General features: G+C 27.0%; 25 protein-coding genes. 22 read left to right on the top strand and 3 right to left on the bottom strand.

What is annotated here, in order from left to right:
- The 6 genes from ACRCYC_RS03095 to rlmD form a co-directional block, all read left to right on the top strand.
- A partial coding sequence (locus ACRCYC_RS03095) for a hypothetical protein (RefSeq protein ID WP_438617717.1) occupies window positions 1–613 on the top strand: 613 nt, incomplete at its 5' end.
- Window positions 614–772: 159 nt separating this feature from the next.
- Complete coding sequence (locus ACRCYC_RS03100) at window positions 773–1,330, top strand: 5' nucleotidase, NT5C type (RefSeq protein ID WP_438617718.1); 558 nt, start codon at window positions 773–775, stop codon at window positions 1,328–1,330.
- 27 nt (window positions 1,331–1,357) lie between these two features.
- Entirely contained in the window at window positions 1,358–1,843 is a 486-nt protein-coding gene (locus ACRCYC_RS03105; protein WP_438617719.1) for a hypothetical protein, read from the top strand.
- Between the two features lie 160 nt (window positions 1,844–2,003).
- On the top strand, window positions 2,004–2,333 hold the full coding sequence (locus ACRCYC_RS03110; protein ID WP_438617720.1) for a DUF1904 domain-containing protein: 330 nt from the start codon (window positions 2,004–2,006) through the stop codon (window positions 2,331–2,333).
- Window positions 2,334–2,349: 16 nt separating this feature from the next.
- Entirely contained in the window at window positions 2,350–3,072 is a 723-nt protein-coding gene (locus tag ACRCYC_RS03115) for a pseudouridine synthase (RefSeq protein ID WP_438617721.1), read from the top strand.
- A gap of 23 nt (window positions 3,073–3,095) precedes the next feature.
- Window positions 3,096–4,454, top strand: a complete 1,359-nt coding sequence (gene rlmD / locus ACRCYC_RS03120; protein ID WP_438617722.1) for a 23S rRNA (uracil(1939)-C(5))-methyltransferase RlmD — start codon at window positions 3,096–3,098, stop codon at window positions 4,452–4,454.
- A 58-nt stretch (window positions 4,455–4,512) separates the two neighbouring features.
- Here rlmD and fba read toward each other — a convergent pair whose 3' ends face one another.
- Entirely contained in the window at window positions 4,513–5,376 is an 864-nt protein-coding gene (fba, locus tag ACRCYC_RS03125; RefSeq protein WP_438617723.1) for a class II fructose-1,6-bisphosphate aldolase, read from the bottom strand.
- Window positions 5,377–5,660: 284 nt separating this feature from the next.
- Here fba and ACRCYC_RS03130 point away from each other — a divergent pair, with 284 nt between their 5' ends.
- The 3 genes from ACRCYC_RS03130 (at window position 5,661) to ACRCYC_RS03140 (ending at window position 9,881) form a co-directional block, all read left to right on the top strand.
- The gene (locus ACRCYC_RS03130) at window positions 5,661–6,503 is read left to right on the top strand and encodes a PRD domain-containing protein (protein ID WP_438617724.1); all 843 of its coding nucleotides are present in this window, start codon (window positions 5,661–5,663) and stop codon (window positions 6,501–6,503) included.
- 227 nt (window positions 6,504–6,730) lie between these two features.
- Window positions 6,731–8,389 carry a PTS transporter subunit EIIC gene (locus tag ACRCYC_RS03135; protein ID WP_438617726.1) on the top strand — a complete coding sequence of 553 codons (1,659 nt, stop codon included), beginning with the start codon at window positions 6,731–6,733 and terminating at the stop codon, window positions 8,387–8,389.
- A 136-nt stretch (window positions 8,390–8,525) separates the two neighbouring features.
- On the top strand, window positions 8,526–9,881 hold the full coding sequence (locus ACRCYC_RS03140) for a DUF3298 domain-containing protein (RefSeq protein ID WP_438617727.1): 1,356 nt from the start codon (window positions 8,526–8,528) through the stop codon (window positions 9,879–9,881).
- A gap of 35 nt (window positions 9,882–9,916) precedes the next feature.
- Here ACRCYC_RS03140 and sleC read toward each other — a convergent pair whose 3' ends face one another.
- Window positions 9,917–11,188 carry a spore cortex-lytic germination protein SleC gene (gene sleC, locus ACRCYC_RS03145; RefSeq protein WP_438617728.1) on the bottom strand — a complete coding sequence of 424 codons (1,272 nt, stop codon included), beginning with the start codon at window positions 11,186–11,188 and terminating at the stop codon, window positions 9,917–9,919.
- Window positions 11,189–11,311: 123 nt separating this feature from the next.
- On the opposite strand from sleC, the gene ACRCYC_RS03150 reads away from it, so the two are divergent.
- The 9 genes from ACRCYC_RS03150 to ACRCYC_RS03190 all read left to right on the top strand — a co-directional run bounded on the left by ACRCYC_RS03150 (window position 11,312) and on the right by ACRCYC_RS03190 (window position 19,528).
- Complete coding sequence (locus tag ACRCYC_RS03150; protein ID WP_438617729.1) at window positions 11,312–12,031, top strand: PrsW family intramembrane metalloprotease; 720 nt, start codon at window positions 11,312–11,314, stop codon at window positions 12,029–12,031.
- A gap of 25 nt (window positions 12,032–12,056) precedes the next feature.
- Entirely contained in the window at window positions 12,057–12,887 is an 831-nt protein-coding gene (locus ACRCYC_RS03155) for a hypothetical protein (RefSeq protein WP_438617730.1), read from the top strand.
- Window positions 12,871–13,404 carry a signal peptidase I gene (gene lepB / locus ACRCYC_RS03160; RefSeq protein ID WP_438617731.1) on the top strand — a complete coding sequence of 178 codons (534 nt, stop codon included), beginning with the start codon at window positions 12,871–12,873 and terminating at the stop codon, window positions 13,402–13,404. The genes ACRCYC_RS03155 and lepB overlap by 17 nt, the downstream gene beginning before the upstream one ends.
- A gap of 10 nt (window positions 13,405–13,414) precedes the next feature.
- Window positions 13,415–14,155, top strand: coding sequence for a TIM barrel protein (locus tag ACRCYC_RS03165; protein ID WP_438617732.1), 741 nt, complete (start codon window positions 13,415–13,417; stop codon window positions 14,153–14,155).
- A gap of 51 nt (window positions 14,156–14,206) precedes the next feature.
- Window positions 14,207–15,862 (top strand): nucleoside kinase, encoded by a 1,656-nt coding sequence (locus tag ACRCYC_RS03170; protein ID WP_438617733.1) that lies wholly within the window; start codon window positions 14,207–14,209, stop codon window positions 15,860–15,862.
- Window positions 15,863–15,957: 95 nt separating this feature from the next.
- Window positions 15,958–16,875 (top strand): glutaminase A, encoded by a 918-nt coding sequence (glsA, locus tag ACRCYC_RS03175; RefSeq protein ID WP_438617734.1) that lies wholly within the window; start codon window positions 15,958–15,960, stop codon window positions 16,873–16,875.
- An 80-nt stretch (window positions 16,876–16,955) separates the two neighbouring features.
- Window positions 16,956–17,519 (top strand): ArsR/SmtB family transcription factor, encoded by a 564-nt coding sequence (locus ACRCYC_RS03180; protein ID WP_438617735.1) that lies wholly within the window; start codon window positions 16,956–16,958, stop codon window positions 17,517–17,519.
- A gap of 77 nt (window positions 17,520–17,596) precedes the next feature.
- A complete protein-coding gene (locus ACRCYC_RS03185) occupies window positions 17,597–18,436 on the top strand; it encodes a deoxyribonuclease IV (RefSeq protein ID WP_438617737.1) in 840 nt (279 codons plus the stop codon).
- Window positions 18,437–18,532: 96 nt separating this feature from the next.
- Window positions 18,533–19,528, top strand: coding sequence for an aldo/keto reductase (locus ACRCYC_RS03190; RefSeq protein ID WP_438617738.1), 996 nt, complete (start codon window positions 18,533–18,535; stop codon window positions 19,526–19,528).
- Window positions 19,529–19,570: 42 nt separating this feature from the next.
- On the opposite strand, the gene ACRCYC_RS03195 is transcribed toward ACRCYC_RS03190, so the two are convergent.
- Window positions 19,571–19,975 carry a RusA family crossover junction endodeoxyribonuclease gene (locus tag ACRCYC_RS03195; protein ID WP_438617739.1) on the bottom strand — a complete coding sequence of 135 codons (405 nt, stop codon included), beginning with the start codon at window positions 19,973–19,975 and terminating at the stop codon, window positions 19,571–19,573.
- Between the two features lie 66 nt (window positions 19,976–20,041).
- Between ACRCYC_RS03195 and queG the strand changes: the two genes are divergently transcribed.
- The 4 genes from queG to ACRCYC_RS03215 all read left to right on the top strand — a co-directional run.
- The gene (gene queG / locus ACRCYC_RS03200; protein WP_438617740.1) at window positions 20,042–20,935 is read left to right on the top strand and encodes a tRNA epoxyqueuosine(34) reductase QueG; all 894 of its coding nucleotides are present in this window, start codon (window positions 20,042–20,044) and stop codon (window positions 20,933–20,935) included.
- Between the two features lie 97 nt (window positions 20,936–21,032).
- Window positions 21,033–23,249 (top strand): Lon protease family protein, encoded by a 2,217-nt coding sequence (locus tag ACRCYC_RS03205; protein ID WP_438617742.1) that lies wholly within the window; start codon window positions 21,033–21,035, stop codon window positions 23,247–23,249.
- A gap of 210 nt (window positions 23,250–23,459) precedes the next feature.
- Window positions 23,460–24,113, top strand: coding sequence for an endonuclease III (nth, locus tag ACRCYC_RS03210; RefSeq protein WP_438617743.1), 654 nt, complete (start codon window positions 23,460–23,462; stop codon window positions 24,111–24,113).
- Between the two features lie 2 nt (window positions 24,114–24,115).
- Window positions 24,116–24,599: peptidoglycan binding domain-containing protein (locus ACRCYC_RS03215; protein ID WP_438617744.1), on the top strand; the 484-nt coding region annotated here is incomplete at its 3' end.

Below are 24,599 nucleotides of genomic sequence, written 5' to 3' on the forward strand. Positions count from 1 at the left end.
TACACTAAATAAGATTGAAAGTATATTAGATAACAGAAATTATGCATTTGATGAAAAATATGAGAAACAAATAAAGCATAAAGATATTAAAGAAGATGAAGTTATACGTAAAAATAATGATTTAGAAACTATAAATAAAAATGTAGATAGTGAAAAAGAAAATCCAATTGAAAGTGAAGAAAAAATTGAATATAAGGAAACTAATGAAGAAGAAACTATAAAAGCATTTAAAGAAAAAATTTATAAGATAGAAAGAAAAGCTTTAATTCCGATGAGAGAATGTATTCCTGATGTGAAAAAAATTGATATTAGTTCCAGTTCCATAAAGGATTCAATAAAAGATGTTAATTATGCAAAGCGTATGTGTGAAGAAGTAGTTAAAACATATGAAATTATAGATGTTCCGCAACTTTCAACTGATGAACGTACACAAAAACTAATGGATGCAAAAATATATGTTCAAAAAGCATATATTTTAAGAGGAAAAGCTATGGAATCGGGACAAAATTTGTTAAAAACAAAAAATTTAAAATATATAAGTCAAATAAAAGAATATTTGAGACTATCTGATATAGAAATTGGAAAATTTTTAGATTCTATGAAATCATTATAAAAATGTTCTACGTTAAACATTTTATAAAAAGCTTGTACTTTACAAGCTTTTTTGTTTTATTTACATATACTAAAATAGTGTCATTTTGATTTATAGTATGTATTATGATATAATGTTTTGATTATATAAATATAAAGGTATTGCATGGAGGTAGAGAACATGAAATTAAATATATGTATAGATATAGATGGAACAATAACAAACCCATATCATTTTATTCCGTATTTAAATGATATGTATAGTAAACAAATAACAGAAGATGAATGTAGAACACATAAATTAGAGGAACTATACGAAGTAGAATTAGATGATTTACTAAAATCTTTTCATACAGATTATATACATGCATACAAAGAAGCTAAAGTTGTAGAAGGAGCTAGAGAAGTAATAAAAGATTTATATGAAAATCATAATTTATACTTTGTAACAGCTAGAAGTGAACATTTAAGCGATATAACAAAAATATGGCTAAAAGAGAATGAGCTAGGAGATATAGCGGTTCACTTACTAGGTAGTGACTATAAAGTCAATAAAGCTAAAGAGTTAGAATGTAATATTTTTATAGAAGATAATCCAAGTAATGCTATTCAATTAGCAGAAGAAGGTCTGACTGTATTATTGATAGACAATAATTATAATAAAGATATTGAAAATAAAAATATAATAAGAGTAAGCAATTGGAATGATATAAAAGAGTTTTTGTTAACTGTAAAATAAATAGTTAAGTTGGGGGGAGGTAAATAATTGATAGAAGTAAAATTAAATCAAAATAAAAAGATTTTAAATATAAATAGTAAAGATGTAAAAATTATGCTTAGTAATCGTGAAGATTTTACTAGCGTTCAAGATATATCAGATAATATAAAAGAGGATAATATAATGGCTTTTGATTGCCAATTAGATGAAAATATATTTTCTATAGATGAAATAAATGAATTACTAGAAGAATTAGGTGAAGATGCTACACTAGATGATATTCAAATTTTATTTGAAGATGTAAGAGCTTTTGTAAAAGATGCAACAGATGAAATAGAATCAGATTTAAGAGAGCAGTACTTAAATGATGATATAAGATGTTTCTTTAATGTTTATAGTATTGACGAAACATTTACTGATTTTAAATTGGTATTTGTAATAAGCTTTAAAGAAATAGGGATAGCATCTCTTACTAGCTTAACTGAGATATTAGGAAAAAAACAGTTAAATGGAGCATCTAAGTTTTACAGTTAAGAAATTAAAAATTTAAAAGGGATGTCTCAAAACAAATAATATTTGAGATAGCCCTATTTTTATGTAATATTAATTAGAGTTAAATTGTAATAATGAAAAATTAAAAGTATAATAATATTTATATATAATATGAACAGAATTCAAAGAAAGGATGAGAAAAATGCCACAAATAAAAATAAGAGGAATACATGAAAATGATATATGTAAAGTAAGTAAAAAAATGATAGATGATTTAGTTGAAGCGGTAAAGTGTCCAAGAGATTACTTTGAAATAGAGTGTATAAAATCAGTAGCTATAAGAGATGGAAAAATAGTAGATGTATATCCATTTATAGAAGTTGCATGGTTTGATAGAGGGCAAGAAATTCAAGATGTAGTAGCTAAAATAATAACAGATAGTATAAGAAAAAATTTGGATATAGAAAGTATGGATTTAGCATTTACTGTATTCGAAAAAGAAAAGTACTATGAAAATGGAGAACATTTCTAAAAGGAAGGTAAAACTTATGGCTAAAAAACAACGTTTAGATAAGGTACTTTCAAATTTAGGATATGGAAGTAGAGCGGAGATAAAAAGGGATTGTAAAAAAGGTCTTGTTACTGTTAATAATACAATTGAAAGTAATCCAGGAATTCAAGTGGATACAGATAACGATATTATTACATTTAATGGAGAAACTATCAATTATAAAGAATTTATATATTTAATGTTAAATAAACCAGATGGATATATATCAGCTACTTTTGATAAATATGATCCAATAGTACTTGATTTAATAGATAAAAAATCTTTAGCATTTGAACCATTTCCAGTAGGAAGATTAGATAAAGATACAGAAGGATTGTTAGTTTTAACTAATGATGGAAAGTTATCACACAGAGTATTATCTCCAAAGAGTCATGTTCCAAAAACTTATTATGCAAAAATAGATGGAATTGTAACTGAAGAAGATATAAACGCATTTAAACAAGGAGTAACATTAGATGATGGATATGATACTATGCCAGCAGAACTTGTAATTCTTAAAAGTGGAGAAAGTTCTGAAATAGAGCTTACTATTCATGAAGGAAAGTTTCATCAAGTTAAGAGAATGTTTGAAAGTGTAGGTAAAAAAGTTACTTATCTAAAGCGATTATCTATGGGTAGATTAAAGCTAGATGAAGAACTTGAATTAGGTGAATATAGAGAGCTAACAGAAGAAGAAGTAAAACTTATAGAACAAAGATAGTATTAAATACGGAGGGAAAAACATTGAAAAGAAGAGATATAATAGAGTTTGAAGTAGATAAAATGGAGTTTGGAGGAACTTCTGTAAGCCGTTTAGGAAACAGAGATATCCATATGAAAGGTGGAATAACTGGACAAAAAGTTAAAGCCTCAGTTAAAAAAACTAGAAGTGGAAAAGCGGATGTAAAGCTTATGGAGTTACTAGAAAGTTCACCGCTAGAAACAGAAAATACATGTAAACATTTTAATGAATGTGGTGGATGTAGTATATTATCAATTCCATATGAAAAGCAAATTGAGATAAAAGAAAGACAAGTTATGGATTTATTTTTAGCTCAAGATATATTAGGATTTAATTTCCAAGGAATAGAGAAAAGTCCTCAAACTAAAGAGTATAGAAATAAAATGGAGTATACATTTGGTGATGAAATGAAAGATGGGCCTTTGACTTTAGGATTACATAAAAAAGGCAAACATATAGATATAATAACTGTTGATGGATGTTTTTTAGTAGATGATGATTTTATACAAATTTTAACGTCTACAGTTGAATATTTCAATGAAAATAAACTTCCTTATTATAGAAATATGAGTCACAAGGGATATTTAAGAAATCTTGTAGTAAGAAAAGGTATAAATACTAATGAAATGATGGTTAATATAGTTACTTCATCTCAAGAAGATTTTGATATGGCAGATTATAAAGATATGTTATTAGCACTAAATTTAAAATCTGAAATAGTTAGTATATTACACACTATAAATGATGGTTTAGCAGATACAGTTAGTTGTGATAAGTTAATCGTGTTACATGGAAGAGATTATATACAAGAAGAGGTTTTAGGTCTTAAATTTAAAATATCTCCATTTTCATTCTTCCAGACAAACACTAAGGGTGCAGAAGAATTATATAAAATAGCTAGAGAGTTTGTGGGAGAACATAATGATAAAGTAGTATTTGACTTATATAGTGGAACGGGAACTATAGGTCAGGTTATGGCTGAAAAAGCTAAAAAAGTTTATGGGATAGAGTTGATAGAAGAAGCTGTTGAATCAGCTAATAAGAATGCTAAATTAAATGGAATAACTAATTGTGAATTTATAGCAGGGGATGTTGCAAAGACTGTAAATAAGTTAAAAGCTAAGCCAGATATAATAATAGTAGATCCACCAAGACCAGGAGTACACAAAGATGCTATAAGAGATATATCAGGATTTAATTCTAAAGAGATAGTTTATATATCTTGTAATCCTAAAACTTTAGTTTTAGATTTAGTAGAGTTTAAAAAATATGGATATGAAGTAGAAAAAGTTAAGTTAATGGATATGTTCCCTAATACGCCTCATGTAGAGACTATAGTTAAATTAAAAAAGAAAAATTAATTTATAAGCAATTAAAAAAGCTATCTCAATAATTGAGATAGCTTTTAAATTTATATTATTAAGCTTTGTTTATAGAACCGAATAATTCCATTTTTTCTTTAACAGTCGCTTTTATAGCTTCAAATCCTGGAGCTAAAACTTTACGAGGGTCGAAACCTTTACCTTGTAAGTCTTTGCCTTCTTCAATATATTTACGAGTTGCAGCAGCAAAAGATAATTGACACTCAGTGTTAACATTTATCTTAGATACACCTAAAGATATAGCTTTTTGAATCATATCAGCAGGTATACCAGTTCCACCATGTAAAACTAATGGCATATCTCCTGTAATATTACTTATAGCTTCTAGCGCATCAAAGTTTAAACCTGCCCAATTTGATGGATATTGACCATGTATATTACCTATACCAGCAGCTAACATATCAACACCTAAATCAGCTATTAATTTACATTCATTAGGGTCAGCGATTTCACCAGCACCAACAACACCATCTTCTTCTCCACCTATAGATCCAACTTCTGCTTCTACAGATATTCCTTTAGCATGAGCAATTTTTATTACTTCTTTTGTTTTAGCTATATTTTCTTCTATAGAGTAGTGAGAACCATCGAACATAACAGAAGAGAATCCTGCTTCTATTACTTTTAAAGCTCCTTCATAACTACCGTGGTCTAAATGTAGGGCAACCGGAACTGTTATATTTAATTCTTCTAACATTCCATTAACCATACCAACTATAGTTTTATATCCTCCCATATACTTACCAGCACCTTCAGATACCCCTAATATAACTGGAGAATTGTTTTCCTGAGCTGTAAGTAATACCGCTTTAGTCCATTCTAAGTTGTTTATGTTGAATTGACCAACAGCATATTTACCTTCTCTAGCTTTGTTTAACATTTCTTTAGCTGAAACTAACATATTAAAAACCTCCATAAGAAAATTAACTTTTAACAAGATTGTTAAAAAGTTATGTATATATCTAATGCATATTATACCCTAAAAAAAGAAAAATGAAAATAAAATATTAAATTAGATTTACATTAAACTTAAAAAGGCATTTTAGACAAATATTTAAATATTATGATTATTTATTGCTTAAATAATCAAATTTATATACTTAAAGTATGGAATATTGTATATTATATAAGGTAAAATAGTAATTAAGCAGATTCTCATATAATCTATGGCCGAGGAGGGAATATATGTATAGAATTTTAAAAAGCTTTAATAATAATGTTATTTTGTGTGTAGAAGAAAATAAAAACAAAGAATATATTTTAGTAGGTAATGGAATTGGATTTAAAGCACCTGTAAATTCAATTTTTAAGGACGTAGATAAAGTTGAAAAGATATTTGTTATAAATGAAGAAAGATATAAGAATTTAGAGGAATTATACCGTACGATTAATCCTAGTTATATTGGAGTGGCTACTGAAAGTTTATCTACACTAGATAGTAGTATAGCGTTAGATATTAATGATAAATCTCATATGGCTTTACTAGACCATATAATATTTGCAATAGAAAGATATTATGACAATATATATTTGGAAAACCAATTCAAATCAGAATTAAAAACTTTATATGAGTACGAATGGGATTTAGCTAGAAAAATAATTGAGTTTATAAATGAATCTCTAGATATAAAATTAACTGAAGATGAAGTGGCTTTTGTTACTATGCATATAAATGGAATATTAAATAAGACTAAAGTAGTAGATAGTGCTAAACAAGCTATAATAATTAAAGAGGCAATAGATTTTTTAGAAAAAGAGTTGAATATAAATATATGCAAAGATTCAATATATTATAATAGACTTATAATACATTTAAGACTAGCTATTAATAGAGCTGTTAAAGGAATATATGAAGAAAATATGTTATTAGATCATATAAAAGAAAAATTGAAAAATTCATATAAAATATCTGAATTATTATGTCAATATTTAAAATTAAATTATTATATAGAGTTAAATGAAGGTGAAATGGGGTTTATAGCATTACATATAGATAGATTGATGACAAAAACTAAAAAAACTATGTAGAAAAAAGTCGGGAAATTGTTTACAAGCCATAATTTACATGATATAATTCAATTATACAATAAATAGCGTGTTACTGGTAAAGCAGGCAAGAGCTAAAATATTTTTATTTACGCGATTATTTTATAATACGCGAAAATATGAATATTTTAGCTCTTTTTTATTTATCATAGTAATAACGTATGAAAATTTAATTAATTATCTTAGGATTAATAAGGAGGAATTATAAAATGCTTCAGTTTTTACAAAGAATCGGTAAAGCAATAATGCTTCCAATTGCAGCATTACCTGTTGCAGGTATATTACTTGGTGTTGGGGGAGCGTTGCTTAATATAGCGGCACTTGATAATGCACCAGCTATATATCAACCGCTTATAGGTTTTGTATCAATTCCAGCGATTACAGTAATATTAAAAATAATGCAAGGTGTAGGAGATATAGTATTTGGGAATTTACCACTTCTATTTGCTGTAGGTACTGCTATTGGTCTTGCAAAAGAAGATAAAGGTACATCTGCACTTGCTTCAGTATTTGGATTTTTAATAATGAATAAAGTTATAAGTGTATTACTAGGACTAGGAGTTACACAGTTAGGTGTTATAACTCCAGATAGTACTCCAGCTCAATATGCAACATATGTAACTTCAACATTAGGAATATATACGCTTAACATGTCGGTGTTTGGTGGTATTATAGCTGGTATAGTTACAGCTACATTACACAATAAATATTACAATATACAATTACCACAAGTTATTGGATTTTTCTCAGGATCAAGATTTGTTCCAATAGTAGTTTCAGTAGCTATGGCAGTTGTAGGAGCTATACTTGCATATATATGGCCATTTGTTCAAGATGGAATAGCATATGTAGCACTAGCAGTTAATAACGCAGGATTAATAGGAACATTCTTCTTTGGATTAATAGAAAGATCATTAATACCATTTGGATTACATCATGTATTCTATACACCATTCTGGTTTGGTTCTTTTGTGGATGGACATGTTTTAATAGATGGTGCTTGGCAAACAGTTCAAGGTGCAAACTATGCATACTTCGCACAATTAGGAAGCATGCAAGACTTAGTAGGTGCTTCACCAGAGACTATGTCTAAAATAGTTGCAGGAACAACAAGATTTATGGCTGGTAAATTCCCATTCATGATGTTTGGATTACCTGCAGCAGCATTAGCAATGTATCATACAGCTGCTCCAAGTAAGAAAAAAATAGTAGGAAGTTTATTATTATCAGCGGCAGTTACATCTTTCTTAACTGGTATAACTGAACCATTAGAATTTACATTCTTATTTGTTGCACCAGTATTATACGCAGTACACTGTGTACTTGCAGGTATATCATTCTTATTAATGGATTTACTAAATGTATTTATAGGAATGACATTCTCTGGAGGATTTATAGACTTCTCATTATTTGGAATACTTCCAGCAGGAGCAGGAGTACCAACTAACTGGTTAAAAGTTATAATGGTTGGAGCTGTATATGCAGTAGTTTATTACTTCTTATTCAAGTTCTTAATACTTAAGTTTAACTTAAAAACTCCAGGTAGAGATGAAAATGAAGAAGAAACTAAATTATATACAAAAGCTGATTACCAAGCTGGAAAAGGTGGTAAATCAGGAAATAGTGAAATCGAAGAAAATGCTCCATATGTATTAGAAGCATTAGGTGGAGAATCAAATATAGTTTCAGTAGATGCATGTATAACTAGATTAAGAGTAGAAGTTAAAGATACATCTAAAGTACAAAAAGATAAATTTAAAGCATTAGGTGCTGTTGGGGTTATGGAAGTTGGAAAAGGGATCCAGGTAATATATGGAGCTAAGGCTGACGCATATAAACAACAGATAAACAGAATATTAGGAAAATAATTAATAAAGCCTTAAAGTAAAATTACTTTAAGGCTTTTATTTGAATATAATGAAGAGATTTCCATAATATAAGTATAATATTTTTTTATATATAGTCAGAAAATATATAAATATCATAACTTAGGAGGAATATATTATGGCTCATATAAAAAAAATTATATTCTTAATAGCTATTACCACCGTAATGATTTTTACAATAAATATAACTACAAAAGCTACAAGGGAAAGTCATTTTAATAACTTAAAAACATCTATAATTCAGGGATTTAAATCTGTAAAAGTAAAAGAAGATAAATCTATTATAGAGTATGATGGAATTAAATTTATAGTTAGTATGCCTGTTGTAGAATATGAAGATAAAAAAATAGAAAGATATATGAATACATATATAAGAAAAAATATAAATCAATTTATTAATTTAAAAAAACAACAAAGGGATATTGTATCTAATAATAGAGATGATAAGATAAGTATAAATTATCATATAGCTTTTGAAGATAAAAATGTAATAAATATAATAATCTATAAAGATGTATATATAAAAGATAAAAAATATGAAAGAATTAAGGATAGTTATGTATTTGATTTAAAGACAGGACAAAGAATTTATATAGATAATTTTTTAAAAAATAATGATGATTATAAATATATTTTAGAAAATTATATATTAAACAAAATAGATGTTAATAATATTGATATAAACAAAGAAAAAATAGTTATAGATAAATATACTAATTATTATATAACTAATGAAGGAATAGGAATATATTTTAATCCATATCAAATAAGCGACAGAAAAGAAATTTATGAGTTCAAAATACCTGCAACTGCTTTTGTAAAAAAGGTAAAGTCATTAGATACTAGTCCAATAGTAGCCCAAATTGATACTCAAACTATAACTAAAAATACTGAATATATAAATAGCATAATAAATATTCCAATATTAATAACTGAAAATAAGGATATTGAAAAAAATATAAACGATATCATAAAAAATGACATAATGAATTCATATTATGCAGTGGAAGAAGATGCCAAAGCATATCTTTCAAATACACCTAAAGAATATATACAACCATATATATATAATATTACTTTTGATGTAAAAAAGAATAGTGATAATATGCTAAGCATACTCACTAAATATTATCAATATAGCGGAGGGGCACATGGATTTTATGAAAATAAATCATATAATATATATGTAGAAGATGGTAAAGATTTAAAATTAAAAGATCTATTCAAGGAAAATGCAGATTATAAAAAAGTTATAAACAGTATTATTAGAGAGGAAATTAAAGAAAATAAACAAGAGTATAGTTTTAAAGGTATATCAAATAATCAAAAATTTTATATAGAGGATAATAAGATAGTAATATATTTTGATTTGTATGAAATAGCTCCATTTGCAGCAGGTATACCTGAATTTAGCATAGATATAAATAGTATAAGTCATATTTTGAATGAAAAATATATAGGAATATTTAAATAGTGTAGCAATATTGCTACACTATTTAAATATTAAAATTAAATTGTTGGATTTAATGAAGCTATTTTTGTAACGGCAACGTAAACTCTAGATATCTCATACCAAGTTTTAAAATCTACAGAACCTGATTGAGGAAGACCAAATATACGTTGGAATTCCTTAACAGAATTAGCTAAGGCATCATTATATACACCATCTTCTTTGATTTTTGGGATAGCAGGATATGCTTTTGAAATTGCGTTTAATTGATTTTGAATAGTTTTTACATCTTTACCTTTAGAACCTATTTGTAAAACTTCTCCCCCGAAAGACACAGGAACACCGCTTACAACAGGAGCTTTTTCAAATATTATTCCATCTCCATAAAAAGATCTCAAAATTTCTTCATAACTAAGACCTTGATCTCCTAAGTCTTTACTTCCCCACTGAGTCATTTGTCCTGGGCATTTGCTTTTAACTCCGTCACAATATTGAGCTAATAAGGGCTGTCTAGCTGTAGCAGGTCTTTTTATAAAGGTATTAAATACCTCATCAACAGCGACACTTATTGTATCAAATACATTTCTTTCGTGAATATATTTATGGTCAAATGCTGTTGTAGAAGTAATAGTAAAGGTATAACCTTTACTTCTATACCATTCTGTGAACACTCTATTTAGAGTAAATGATACTATAGCTACAACATTGGCTAAAATAGTTTCTGTAGACCATGTTGAATAAATTTCGGAAGAAGCTACATTTTTTATATAATCTTTAAAATAAACCCAATAATTAGTTGCACTTTTATTTTCAGGCAATCCATCATGAACAACTACAAATTCTGGAACAACAGGATTATCTAAAACTACAAAACCAGTTGGAGGAGGTATTGGTTTTAGATCACTTTCTGGTATTTTAGGAGGGTAGTTACCCCATAAAGTATGCTCTCCTATATCTATAATTATTTCGTTTTGTCTAGAATAAGAAATTTTACTTCTTTGTTTAGGATTCATCCTTATATTTTGTTGAGCTATAACTGTAGCTAGAACTTGAGTTCCGTTTATTAATATTGTTTCATATCCATCTTTTATAACTTCAACAGTATATTGACTATATGGTCTAACGTCACTTGGTTGTTGCGAAAATATTAAATCTGGAGCTTCTAAATTAAGTCCTACAATTTGACCAGAAATGTTAGTCTTTAAATTTTGATAAATAGATTTTGAAACTTGATTATCATCTCCTATTGAATAAACATTAACAGAAGCATTTACGATTGGATAGTTATTAGAACTATCTACTACGCTAACAGTTAAGAAACCATCTTGCATAAAAAAACTCCTTTCTCATTATAATGATGTTATTAATATATAGTATGAAGAATTAGATTATTTTGTTAAGAGATTTGGAAATAATATAAATTAAGGCTAATTAATAAGAAAGGTAAAAATAATATGAAAGTTGATTTATTGATTATATCTATAGCTCCTAGTTTAACATTTTTAATTTGGGCTTATATCAAAGATAAGTATGAAAAGGAACCTATAAGATTTTTAGGGAAACTTTTTTTTATTGGTACACTGATAAGTATTCCTGCAATCATAATAGAAGATATGTTAATTAAGATTAATATTGATAATGAATATTTAAATTTACTTTATATTGCATTTATAGTTGCAGCATTTACGGAAGAAATATTAAAAGCTATTGTACTTATAAGTTATACATTAAAAAGTAAATACTACACAGAAAAACTTGATGGTATAGTATATAGTATTTTTATAACTTTAGGATTTGCTACGATAGAAAATATAATCTACATTTTTGGAGAAAGCTATTTAAATGTATTTGAAGTGGGATTAAGTAGAGCTATAATATCCATACCTGCGCATATAATGTTTTCGATAACTATGGGGTATTATTTATCTATATATAAATTCAGCAAAGAAAAAATGAATATTAAGAAAATTTATTTATTAAATGTAATGTTGATTCCTGTAATACTTCATGGCTTATTTGATTTTTTATTAATGTTAAAAACAAGTTGGTCTACTGTTGTATTTTTGATTTATTTAATATATTTATGGAAAATAAATTTAGATAAATTTGATGAATACACAGATTATGCAAGAAGAAGATTTATAAGATTAAAAAAGCGTAAACGAAGAAAATAAAATATTAATTAATAGGAGTGATCAAATGAGTTATATAAACAAAAGCCAAGAATTAGTTATATGTAAGTTTTTGAACAGATATGATTATGATGGGGTATTAGATATATTAATTGAAGCAGGGATAGAAAGTGGAGATTTATATATATTACTAAATTCTTGTAAATATGCTACTAATTTTGATTTTAAAAATTCATTAAAATATGCTCAAAGTTTAAGTGAATCGATGTTGGAAAGAAAAGAGATAACAAACCTTATAGTAAATTTGAAAAATTTAAATGTAGGAGAACCAGATGATATATTATCGGAACTAATAGAAAATATAAAAATACAAATAGTTAATGAAGAATATATAGATTTTTTAGGAAGATTATATAGATTAAAGGAAGCTTTATTTAAATATATATTTGTTAATACAAAGGAAAATAAAAAGTATACAGTATCAATGCATGGTAATATGGTATCTAAGAAAAATATACTATACACTCTTAAAAAGAAGTATAATATATATAATGGTAATCTAATACATGGTGTAACTCAGTATATAAAAAAATATCTTAAACAAACAAAGCGAATGGATAGAGTTCTAGAAATATTAAATGGAGAAAAACTTGAAAATTTAATAAGATTAAGAAATGAAAGTCCTGTAGGACATGGTTTTAGAGGTGTTAGCAGAGAAGATATAGAAGAAATATATGGAAGTCCTATGGAAGTTGTAAATGATTTAATTAAAGCCTGTGAACTACTGGATTTAGGGATAAATACTAAAAAGTATGAATATATAAATGATATAATCATAGAGCTTTTGTCTAGGTATGTAGAATATAGAGGAGATGATGAATTTGAGCAAAAACATTAAAAAGGAAATAATCGAATGGATAAAAATAATAGTTACTTCGCTAGTAATAGCTCTTGTAATAACTCATTTTGTTAGACCAACACTAGTGCAGGGATCATCAATGTATCCTACATTAGAAGAAAAAGATTATTTAGTAATGAATAGAGTTGCATATAACCACAAAGAACCTCAAAGAGGTGATATAATAGTTTTCAAGACTGATCTGTTACAATCAAATGGAAAAGAAAAAGATTTAGTAAAGAGAGTTATAGGATTACCTGGAGATCATATAAAAATTACCAATAATCAAGTTTATCTAAATGGAAAGCTTCAGAATGAAAAATATATACACGGAGAAAAAACAGAAGGCGATATAGATATGACTATACCAAAAGGATATATATTTGCGATGGGTGACAACAGAGAAAATAGTATGGACAGTAGAGATCCTGAAGTAGGATTGGTAAATGAAAAAGACATAATGGGTAAAGTTATGATTAGATTATTGCCGTTTGACAAAATAGGAAAAGTTTCATAGGAGTACAGATATGAAAATAGGAATATCAGCATTAATTCATGAAATGGACAAGGCTATAGAGATTTGTAAAAGGAATACTTGTATAAATCATATAGAACTAGGAATTGATAATTTAAATGAATGTGAAAAGTTATTAATCTATGCTAGTGAACTTAATTTAAATAATATAAGTTTAGGAATACATCTTCCTATGGAACTTAATACTTGTGAAAATATAGAGTATATAAATAAAGCATGGATAGAATTTATAATAAAGATGAAAAATAATCTGATAAACATGGATATACAGTATTTTAACATGCACTTAGGTTATGTTATAAAAACTAGATATGAAAAAAATAAAAAAAAATATTTAGATAATACTATTGAATTTTTAAAAAAATTAGATATAGATAGTGATGTTTTCATAGAAAATACATATAGTAATGGGGGAGATATCTGTAATGTAGGAACAACAAGCTATGAATTTGAATATATATTTAATAGCATATCTAATGTAGAGTTTTGTTATGATACTGGACATAATTTAATAAATAAAGATGATTTTATAGTAAGCCTAAGACATAAAATAAATTTAATTCATCTAAGTGATAATGATGGGATTAAAGACTCTCACCTTCAAATTGGAAAAGGGAAATTAAACTTAGATAATATAGAGGATTTAATAAATTTAAAACCTAAGTTTATTATTATTGAAGTAGGACATGAAAATATAGATGAATCTGTTAAATTATTAGAACGATTTATATAATATAAATCGTTCTAATTTATAATTAAAGGATTATAGGTAGGAGGGAGTTTTATGTGTAACATAAATGTTAAAATTGGTAAAAACAACTATGAATATAAAAAAGGTATTACGTTGGAATTAATATCTAAAGATTTAAGTGATAAGTACAAGGGTATAATTACATTAGCTAAGATAAAAAATAAATTAAAAGATTTAAGTACAAAAGTAGATGAAGATTGTACTATTGAATTTATAGATACTACAAATGATGATGGGATGAGGGTTTATACAAGGACATTAGCTTTTATTTTTATAAAAGCATGTGAAGAACTATACCCAAATTATGATGTAAGTATAGAGCACTCTTTATCTAATGGATTATACTGTGAAATAGGAAATAGAAAACATATTTTAACTGATGAAGAAATAGCAAATATAAAATCAAAAATGGAATATATAATAACTACTGATATTAATATAGAAAAAATAGTTACAAATCGAGAAAATGCAATGAAAATATTTAATGAGAACAATAGACCTGCAAAAGCTGAGTTATTAAAGTATAAAGAGTACGATGACGTGAAAATTTATAAATGTGGTAATCATATAAATCATTTTTATGGATATATGTTACCATCTACAGGTTGTGTAACTGTATTTGATATAAAAAAATGGCAATCAGGAGTTGTTATACTAGGACCGGATAAAGAAGATAAAAGTAAAGCTCGTGAATTTATACCACAACCTAAACTATCTACTATATATAAAGAATATGAAAATTGGTCAGATCTTATAGGAATAGATAAAGTTATAAGTCTTAATAAAACTATAACTAATAATAAATACAATGAAATGATTAGGATAGTAGAAGCTTTACATGAAAAAAAGATTTCGCAAATTGCAGATAAAATAAAAGAAAATAACAAAAGAGTTATACTTATAGCTGCACCATCTTCATCAGGTAAAACTAGTTTTGCTCATAGATTATCAGTTCAATTGAAAGTGAATAATCTACATCCAGTACCTATATCTTTAGATGATTATTTTGTAGATAGAGAAGATACTCCATTAGATGAATTTGGAAATTTTGATTTTGAATCTATATATGCTGTAGATTTAGACTTATTCAATAGTGATTTAGAAAAATTACTTAGAGGCGAAGAAATAAAGCTTCCTAAGTTTAACTTTAAAACAGGAAAAAGAGAGTTTAGCGGGAAGACTCTAAAAATAGAAAAAGATCAACCTATTATATTAGAAGGGATACATGCCTTAAACCCTATGCTTACACAAAGTATAGATGAAAAGGATAAATTTAAAATATATATAAGTGTTCTTACTCAAATAAATTTAGATGATCACAATAGAATACCTACAACTGATTTAAGGCTTATAAGAAGAATAGTTAGAGATTATAACTTTAGAGGTTATAGTGCTGAGAAGACTATATTGAACTGGAATTCTGTAAGAAGAGGAGAAGAAAAAAACATATTCCCATATCAAGAAGAAGCAGATATAATGTTTAACTCTGCATGCTTATATGAGTTAGCTGTACTTAAAAAATATGCAAAACCTCTTTTAGAAGAAATAAAAGATGATAATGAAGCGTTTATAGAGGCTAATAGAATTCTCAAATTTTTACAGTATTTTATAGAGTTAGATGATGAACTTGATATACCTCCAACATCTATAATAAGAGAGTTTATTGGAGGAAGTAGAATAGTTGATTAAGCTTGAAATCCTGGGACATTGACATAACCCCAGGATTTTTTGTATTATATCTATAGGAATAGTATATCGTTAGAAAAAAACAAGGAGGAAAATGGATGGAAAACGTATTAGAAGAAATACTTGAGGAAAATAGAAAGTATACGAATTATGGACATGTAGCATCATACATACCTGAATTAAAGAACGCAAGGCAAGATGACTTAGGTATATGTATGATAGATATGAATAATGTAGTTCATAAGGCAGGAAATTGCGATAAAAAATTCACTATACAGAGTATATCAAAGCCTATCGTATTGGCTTTAGTACTTAGTGAAAATGACTGGGAATATGTGTTTTCTAAAGTTGGGATGGAGCCGAGCGGAGATCCCTTTAACTCTATTATGAAATTAGAAACTAATAATACTAAAAAACCATGTAATCCAATGATAAATGCAGGTGCGATTGTTACAACATCTATGATAAAAGGAGATAGCGTAGAAGAAAAGGAAGCAAAAATGCTTAATTTCTTTAGAAAGCTAGCTAAAAATGATAACTTACAAATAAATCATGATGTATATGAGTCTGAAAAGGCTACGGGTGATAGAAATAGAGCTATGGCATATCTTTTAAAAAATGATGGATTTATAGAAGGAAATGTAGAGGAAGTATTAGATTTATATTTTAAACAATGTTCTATAGAAATAGATTGTGTTGATTTAGCTAGAATGGGTGTTAATTTAGCATCTTACGGGTTGGATATAGAAACTGGAGATAGACTTATAGATGAACGTATTTCAAGGATAGTAAAAACATTCATGGTAACTTGTGGAATGTATGATGCATCGGGAGAATTTGCAATAAAGGTAGGAATTCCTGCAAAATCAGGTGTAGGAGGAGGTATAATGGCATCTATACCTAATAAAATGGGAATAGGTATATATGGACCTGCCCTTGATAAAAAAGGAAATAGCATTGCTGGTATAAAAATACTACAAAACTTGAGTGAAAAATATAAAATAAATATATTCTAAAATAGAGAATTTTTTGACAATTACCACATGATAATATATAATTATTTATATAATTAAATACTTTTATGGGTGGTGGGGGAATGAAAGAAGTATTAGTACTTAGAGATTTAGAGTGTATAAAAGCTATTGCACATCCAAGAAGAATAGATATATTAAAGGCATTCAAGGCAACTCCATTATCAGCAAAACAACTATCTCAATTATTAGATGAACCTCATGCAAAAATAAATTATCATATAAAAACTTTATACAAAGTAGGCGTTCTAGATTTAGTACAAGAGAAAGTTAAATCAGGAATTGTTGAGAAGTATTACTATCCTACAGCTAAACATATAGTTATAGGAAAGAAAGCTTTGAATTTCAATGATGACAAAGATAATATGGATATAGGGGATATGTGTATATCTAAGTTTGAAAATATGAGCAATTCTTTTTATAAAGCTATAGAAGAAAATATTATAGAAGATGAAAATATAGCTAATTATGATCAAATATGTTTAAGTAAAGATGAAATAAAAGAATTGGTAGAAACAGTAGATTCTAAAATAAAGGATATCCTAATGAATAGGAAAGATAAAGATTTAAAAACAAAGTATGACTTATCTTTAATCACTATACCTTTAGATGAAAAATGTAGAGCATAAAGTATCAACGAATTTGTTGATACTTATTTTTTTGGGTATATTAATAAAACGAATAAAAAATAGTAGGAGGAAATTTAGTGATAGTAATAGGACCACATATATCAATAGCAAAAGGATTTACGAAAGCTGCTCAGACTGCGGTAAGTATAGGGGCAAATACATTTCAATTTTTTAGTAGAAATCCAAGAGGAGGGAATGCAAAAGTTTTTGATGAAAAAGATATAATTAAATTTCAGGAAATAAGAAAAGATAATAATTTTGGACCTCTTTTAGCACATGCGCCATACACTATGAATTTAGCTGGTGCGAAGGAAGAAGTTTATGAATTTGCTAGAAAAGTTATAAAAGAAGATATACAAAGGATGGATTCGCTAGGAATTGAATATATGTGTTTTCACCCAGGTAGCCATGTAGGATCAGGTGTAGAAGTTGGAACTGATAAGATAGCTAAGGCTTTAAATGAAGCTATAACTGGAGATGAAAATATAATTGTATTACTTGAAACAATGTCTGGAAAGGGTACTGAAATTGGTTTTACATTTGAGCAGATTAAAGAGATAATAAATAAAGTAGAATACAAGGATAAGATAGGTGTATGTCTAGATACCTGTCATATATTCTCAGCAGGATATGATATAGTAAATGATCTAGACGTTGTAATAGATGAATTTGATAAAATTATTGGATTAGATAAATTAAAAGCCGTTCACCTAAATGATAGTATGATGCCTTTTGGAGCTAAAAAAGATAGACATGCATGTATAGGTGAAGGGGAGATTGGATTAAATCCAATAATAGCATTTATAACACATCCTAAATTAAAACATCTTCCGTTTTATCTAGAAACACCATTAGAGGATGAAGGGCATAAAAGAGAGATAGAAATGATAAAAGATATTATAAAACAAATACAATAAGTTAGTATATAATATTATTATATAGCAAGACGATATTTTATTTAAGAATAAAATATCGTCTTAATTTATAATAATTAATATTAAAAGGGGGAGCTTATGAGAGTTTTAGGAAGAACTAATATTAAGGTTAATAGAGTTGGATTTGGGGGTATTCCTATACAAAGAATAACACAAGAAGATACAAATAAAGTTATAGATGAATTAGTAAATCAAGGTATAAACTTTATAGATTCAGCTAGAGGATATACTATAAGTGAAGAATATATAGGTAATGCTATTGATGGAAAAAGAGATAAATTTATTTTAGCTACAAAAAGCATGTCAAGAACATATGATGATATGATAAAAGATGTTGATATTAGTTTGAAAAATTTAAAAACTGATTATATAGATTTATATCAATTACATAATGTAAAGATAGATGAATATGATAATATATTCAATGATGATATGGCATATAAAGCGCTATTAGATTGCAAAAAGCAAGGTAAAATAAAAAATATAGGAATAACCAGTCATAATGTAGAGACAATAAAAAAAGCTGTATATAGTGATAAGTTTGACACTGTTCAATTTCCATATAATATAGTTGAAGATCAAGCTGATGAAATTTTTAAAGAAGCTAATAAAAGAAATATTGGAGTAATAGTTATGAAACCTTTAGCTGGTGGGGCTATAGACAATGCTAGATTAGCTATAAAATATATATTGTCTAAAGATTATATAGATGTTGCAATTCCTGGAATGGATAGTATTGATCAAGTTATAGAAAATACAGCTATAATTGATGATTTAAAGATAACTAAAGAAGATGAGTATAATATAATTGAGATAAGAAATAAACTTGGGAATAGATTTTGTAGAAGATGTGAATATTGTATGCCTTGCCCTGTTGGCATAAATATACCGATGAATTTTTTATTAGAAGGATACTATACTAGATACAATTTAAAGGAATGGTCAAAAGATAGATATAAAAGCTTAAAAGTAAAAGCATCTGATTGTATAGAATGTGGTAAATGTGAAATTAAGTGTCCTTATAATTTACCTATTAGAGAAATGTTAAAAGAGGTATGTGATAAATTAGATTAGTAAAAAAGGATGTCTCAATATTTTGAGACATCCATTTTGAAATTATAGCTTTGAAATAGTATAGTCCACTTTATATTCAGATAAAGGGTATAACTCTACTTCAACACGCGGATTTTCCTTATCAATAAAATCAAATAAAAGAACGGGTTTCAACTGTTTATCATTTTTTATAATACCGCTTTTTTCTATACCATCACATATACTTTTAGGATAGTTGTGCAAGTCTCCCATTCTTTTGTTAGGGAAATATAACTTTAAAACAGTAATAAGATCTTCTTCTAGACAAGGCCCATCATATTGAGTGTTTATATATCCAGCAATCATATTTTCATATGCTAAATACTTAGAGTGTTTACCTTTAGAGGGCATCCATGCTTGTCCATGAACATTGTGAAGTTTAAAGTTTGACTTACTTATTGGTCTTCCTGGAATTACTAATTTTATCAATGACGTCACCATCCTTTGTACTTTAGTTATTATAAATCTAAATTTGTATTAATGAAAGGAAAAGTTATGAATAAAAAAATTTTAAAAGATTTTTGCAATGATATAGGAATTCCGTGTATGGGTATTGCAGGAATAGGACCGTATTATGATTTGGAGTTGATTATAAAAGATAGATTAGAGAATGGGTATTTAACTGGAATGGAAGAACCATCTATGGAAAAAAGAATAGATCCTAAAGTTACAATGGAAAATGTAGAGTCTATAATAGTTTGTGCTTTCCCTTATTATACTAAAGATGAAAAAGAGTCTAATTTATCTAAATACTGTTATGGAAAAGACTATCATATAGTAGTAAAATCCAAATTAGAGCAAATTGAACAATTTTTAAATTCAAGAGTAGAAAATTTTGAGGCTAGATCATTTTCTGATAATGGACCACTAGTAGATAGATATTTAGCTAATATATCTGGGATAGGCTATTATGGAATAAACAACAATATTATAACCGATGAGTATGGGTCATATGTATTTATAGGGTATATATTAAATAATTATGAATTTGAACCTGATACGATAAATAATAAGACTTGCAAAAATTGTGGTAAGTGTGAAAAAAGCTGTCCTGGAGGAGCTATATTAGGAGAATATGATTTTAACCCTAAAAAATGTTTATCTTATATAACTCAAAAGAAAGAAGAATTAAGTGAAGAAGAAGTAATTATATTAAAAAACAATAATAAGATATTTGGATGTGATATATGCCAAGATGTATGTCCTCATAATATAAATATAGAAAAAACCAATATAAAAGAATTTAATGAGGATATAATGACGAATTTAAGTAATGAAGAAATTTACAATATATCAAATAAGGAATTTAAAAGAAGATATAAAGAAAAAGCATTTAGTTGGAGAGGTAAAAAAATAATACAAAGAAATATGGAGATTTTAGATAAATAAAACTTTTAACTTTTATAGTTAGAAGTTTTTTATTTTTTACTTAACATTTAATATATATCAAACATATGATATAAAAAGGATTGGAAGGGGGATGGATATGATTAGATATTCGAATACCTCTGAATTAGAGGGATTAAAAGAAATAATAGGGCAAGAAAGTGCAATAAAAGCTATGGAGCTTGGTCTTAAAATAGATAACTCTGCGTATAACATATTTGTAGCTGGAGACAGTGGAACTGGAAAAACTACCTATGTACTTAATGCTTTGAAATCTTATGCTCAGGAAAAAAACAATCATAAAGATTGGTGTTATGTATATAATTTTGAAAATAATAGAGAGCCTGTAGCTATAGCTTTGGATAAAGGTATGGGTAAATTATTTAAAAAAGATATGGATAAACTTATAGAAACATTACTTGATGAGCTTAAGGATGCATTTGAAAGTGAAGATTTTGAATTAAGCAAAAATGAATTATTAGATGATTATGAAATTGAAAAAGACACACTACTTCAACAAATAAAAAAATATGGAGAAGAGAAAGGTTTTAAGTTAAAAAGTAGTAAGGTTGGAATGATTTTTACTCCTAATGACGAGGATATAGACACAACGACAGATGAATTTTATAAGGTTAAGAAAGAACTTGAAAACGCAGCAATACAAGTAGCTTATAAAATTAAAGATATAGAAGAAGAAGCCAAAGAAGCTCTTTTAGATTTAGAATATGAAATAGGAAAGTTTGTAGTTAGCCCTCATATAGATGTTTTATTAGAAAAATATGGTCATTTTGAGAAAGTAAGTAAGTATTTAGAAGATAGTAGAGATGACATACTAGAATATGTATACTTATTTTATTTAGATGAAGACGAATTAAAAGATAAATATGATAAAGAACACTTTACAAGATATAAAGTGAATTTATTAGTAGATAATGGATTAGAACAATCGGAAGCACCAGTAGTAGTAGAAATAAACCCAAGTCCTGCCAATTTGTTTGGGAAAGCAGAATACGAATATTATAATGGAACTGTAAAAACAGATTTTACAAAATTATTACCTGGAGCTGTACACAAAGCTAATGGTGGGTATTTAGTTTTATATGTAGATCAATTATTAAGATACAATTTGTCTTGGGATATTTTAAAGAAAACTATACAGCAGGGAGAGATAACACTAGATACACAAACTGCAATAAAACCTGAAAAAATACCTGTAAATATAAAAGTTATTTTAATAGGTAGCAATTATATGTATAATGCAATGTATCATTATGATCCTGAGTTTAATAAATATTTTAAGATATTTGTGGATTTTGATAATGAGATGAAGAAAGATCAAGACAATGAAATGAGAGTTAGTAAATTTATAGCAGCTTATTGTGAAAAAAACAATTTGAAGCATTTTACTTATGATGGAGTTCAACAAATTATAAAATACAGTACTAGGATAACTGGAGATAAAGACAAATTGTCTACTAAGTTTAATAAAATAGTAGAAATATTAGTAGAGGGAGATGCTTATGCCTCTATAAGAGGATCTAAATTTGTAGATAAAGAAGATGTAATTAAAGCTATAAGGGAAAGGAGAGATAGATTTAGCAAGATAGAGAAAAAAATGGATGAATCTATAGAGAATGGATTTACACTTATATCAACAACTGGTTCAAAAGTTGGTGTTATAAATGGGCTTTCAGTTCTTAATATGGGAGAATATTCTTTTGGTAGACCATCTAGAATAACTGTAACGACTGCACCGGGAAGTGGTGGAATAATAAATATAGAAAGAGAAGTAGAAATGAGTGGTCCGATACACAGTAAAGGTGTTCTTATTTTGAATGGATTTTTATTAGAAAATTTATCACAAGAAATTTCATTGTCATTAAATGCCAATATATGTTTTGAACAAAATTATGGAGGTGTAGACGGGGATAGTGCTTCAGGAGCGGAGTTATATGCACTGTTATCATCTTTAAGTGATACACCGATAAAGCAAAATATTGCGGCTACAGGTTCTATAAATCAAAAAGGTGATATTCAAGTTGTAGGTGGAGTTACAGAAAAGGTAGAAGGTTTTTACTTTGCTTGTAAGAAAAAAGGGTTAACAGGAAATCAAGGAGTTATACTACCTAGAAACAATTTGAGAAATTTAATTTTATTAGATGAGGTAAATGATGCTATACTAAGGGGTCAATTTCATATTTATCCAGTAGATAGAATTGAAGAAGCTATTTCTATTCTAACAGATAAAACATTTGATGAAGTAAAAGAATTGGCTATTAAAAAATTGAAAAAATACAGTGAGATAGATAACAAATAAGTAAAAAAGGGATTATATCTAATAAGTAGATATAATCCCTTTTATTATTTTAAATTGAAATATATTACAAAAAAATAAGATATATATATTAGCTATATTTGATAAATAATATAAGTAAATATATATTTTATTGATATTAAATATGTTTAAGTAATATATAAAATTGTTATATATTACAATAGAAGAATTAATTATAAGGGGGATTTTAGCATGGCTAAGGCAAAAAAGAAAAATAAAGAAAATATAAAAAAGATATTAGATATATTAGAAGAAATATATCCAGATGCTAAATGTGAATTAAATCATACTACTGCATTTGAATTACTTATTGCGACTATACTGTCAGCACAATGTACTGATGTTAGGGTTAATAAAGTAACAGCTGAGTTATTTAAAAAATATAATAAACCTGAAGATTTTGCAAGTTTGACTACTGCTGAAATCAGCGAAGAAATTAAAAGTTGTGGATTATTTAAAAGTAAAGCTCAAAAAATAAAGGAAACATCAGTTTTACTTTGTTCTAATTATGGAGGCGAAGTTCCTGGAACTATGGAGGAACTGATAAAATTACCAGGAGTAGGTAGGAAGACAGCTAATGTAGTTCTTAGTAATGCATTTGGAGTGGATGCAATTGCAGTCGATACTCATGTTTTTAGAGTATCTAATAGAATAGGTTTAGTTAAAACTGATACACCTGAAAAAACTGAATTTGAACTTATGAAAGTATTACCAAAGAAAAGGTGGTCACATGCACATCATTTAATAATATTTCATGGAAGAAGAATGTGTAAAGCTAGAAAACCTGAATGTAACATGTGTCCATTAGTTGAATATTGTGACTATTATCAAGAAGGGAATGACTAAATTTGAAGAGACAAAAGATATATTTTCTATTAATCGTATCTGTATTATTTTATTTAGGATTAAATGAAACTTGTTATGCTAGCAATAAAGAAGGTAAGATATACAAAAATATATATATTGAAAATATTGATGTCTCAGGATTAACTAAAAATGAAGCTATAAAAAAAATAAATGATTTAGTTTATACAAATAATATAATAAATTTAAATTGTAAAGATAAAATTTATACGCTTAATTTAAACGATATAAATTTTAAGTATGAAATTGAAAAGGCTACATCAAATGCTTATCAATTAAGTAGAAAAGATAATTTATTGAAAAATATTAAAACAAAAATAAATTTATACTTAGGTAATAAAATAAACTTTGAATTGGAAACAAAATATGAAAAAGAAAAATTAGATTTGTATATAAATAATTTAGCTAGAAGTATAAATATACAACCACTAAATGCAGATATAAAAATAAATGAAAATAAATTTATTG

Origin of the sequence: Paraclostridium sp. (assembly GCF_051657365.1) — a bacterium.
In the GTDB taxonomy this organism is placed as follows: Bacteria; Bacillota; Clostridia; order Peptostreptococcales; family Peptostreptococcaceae; genus Paraclostridium.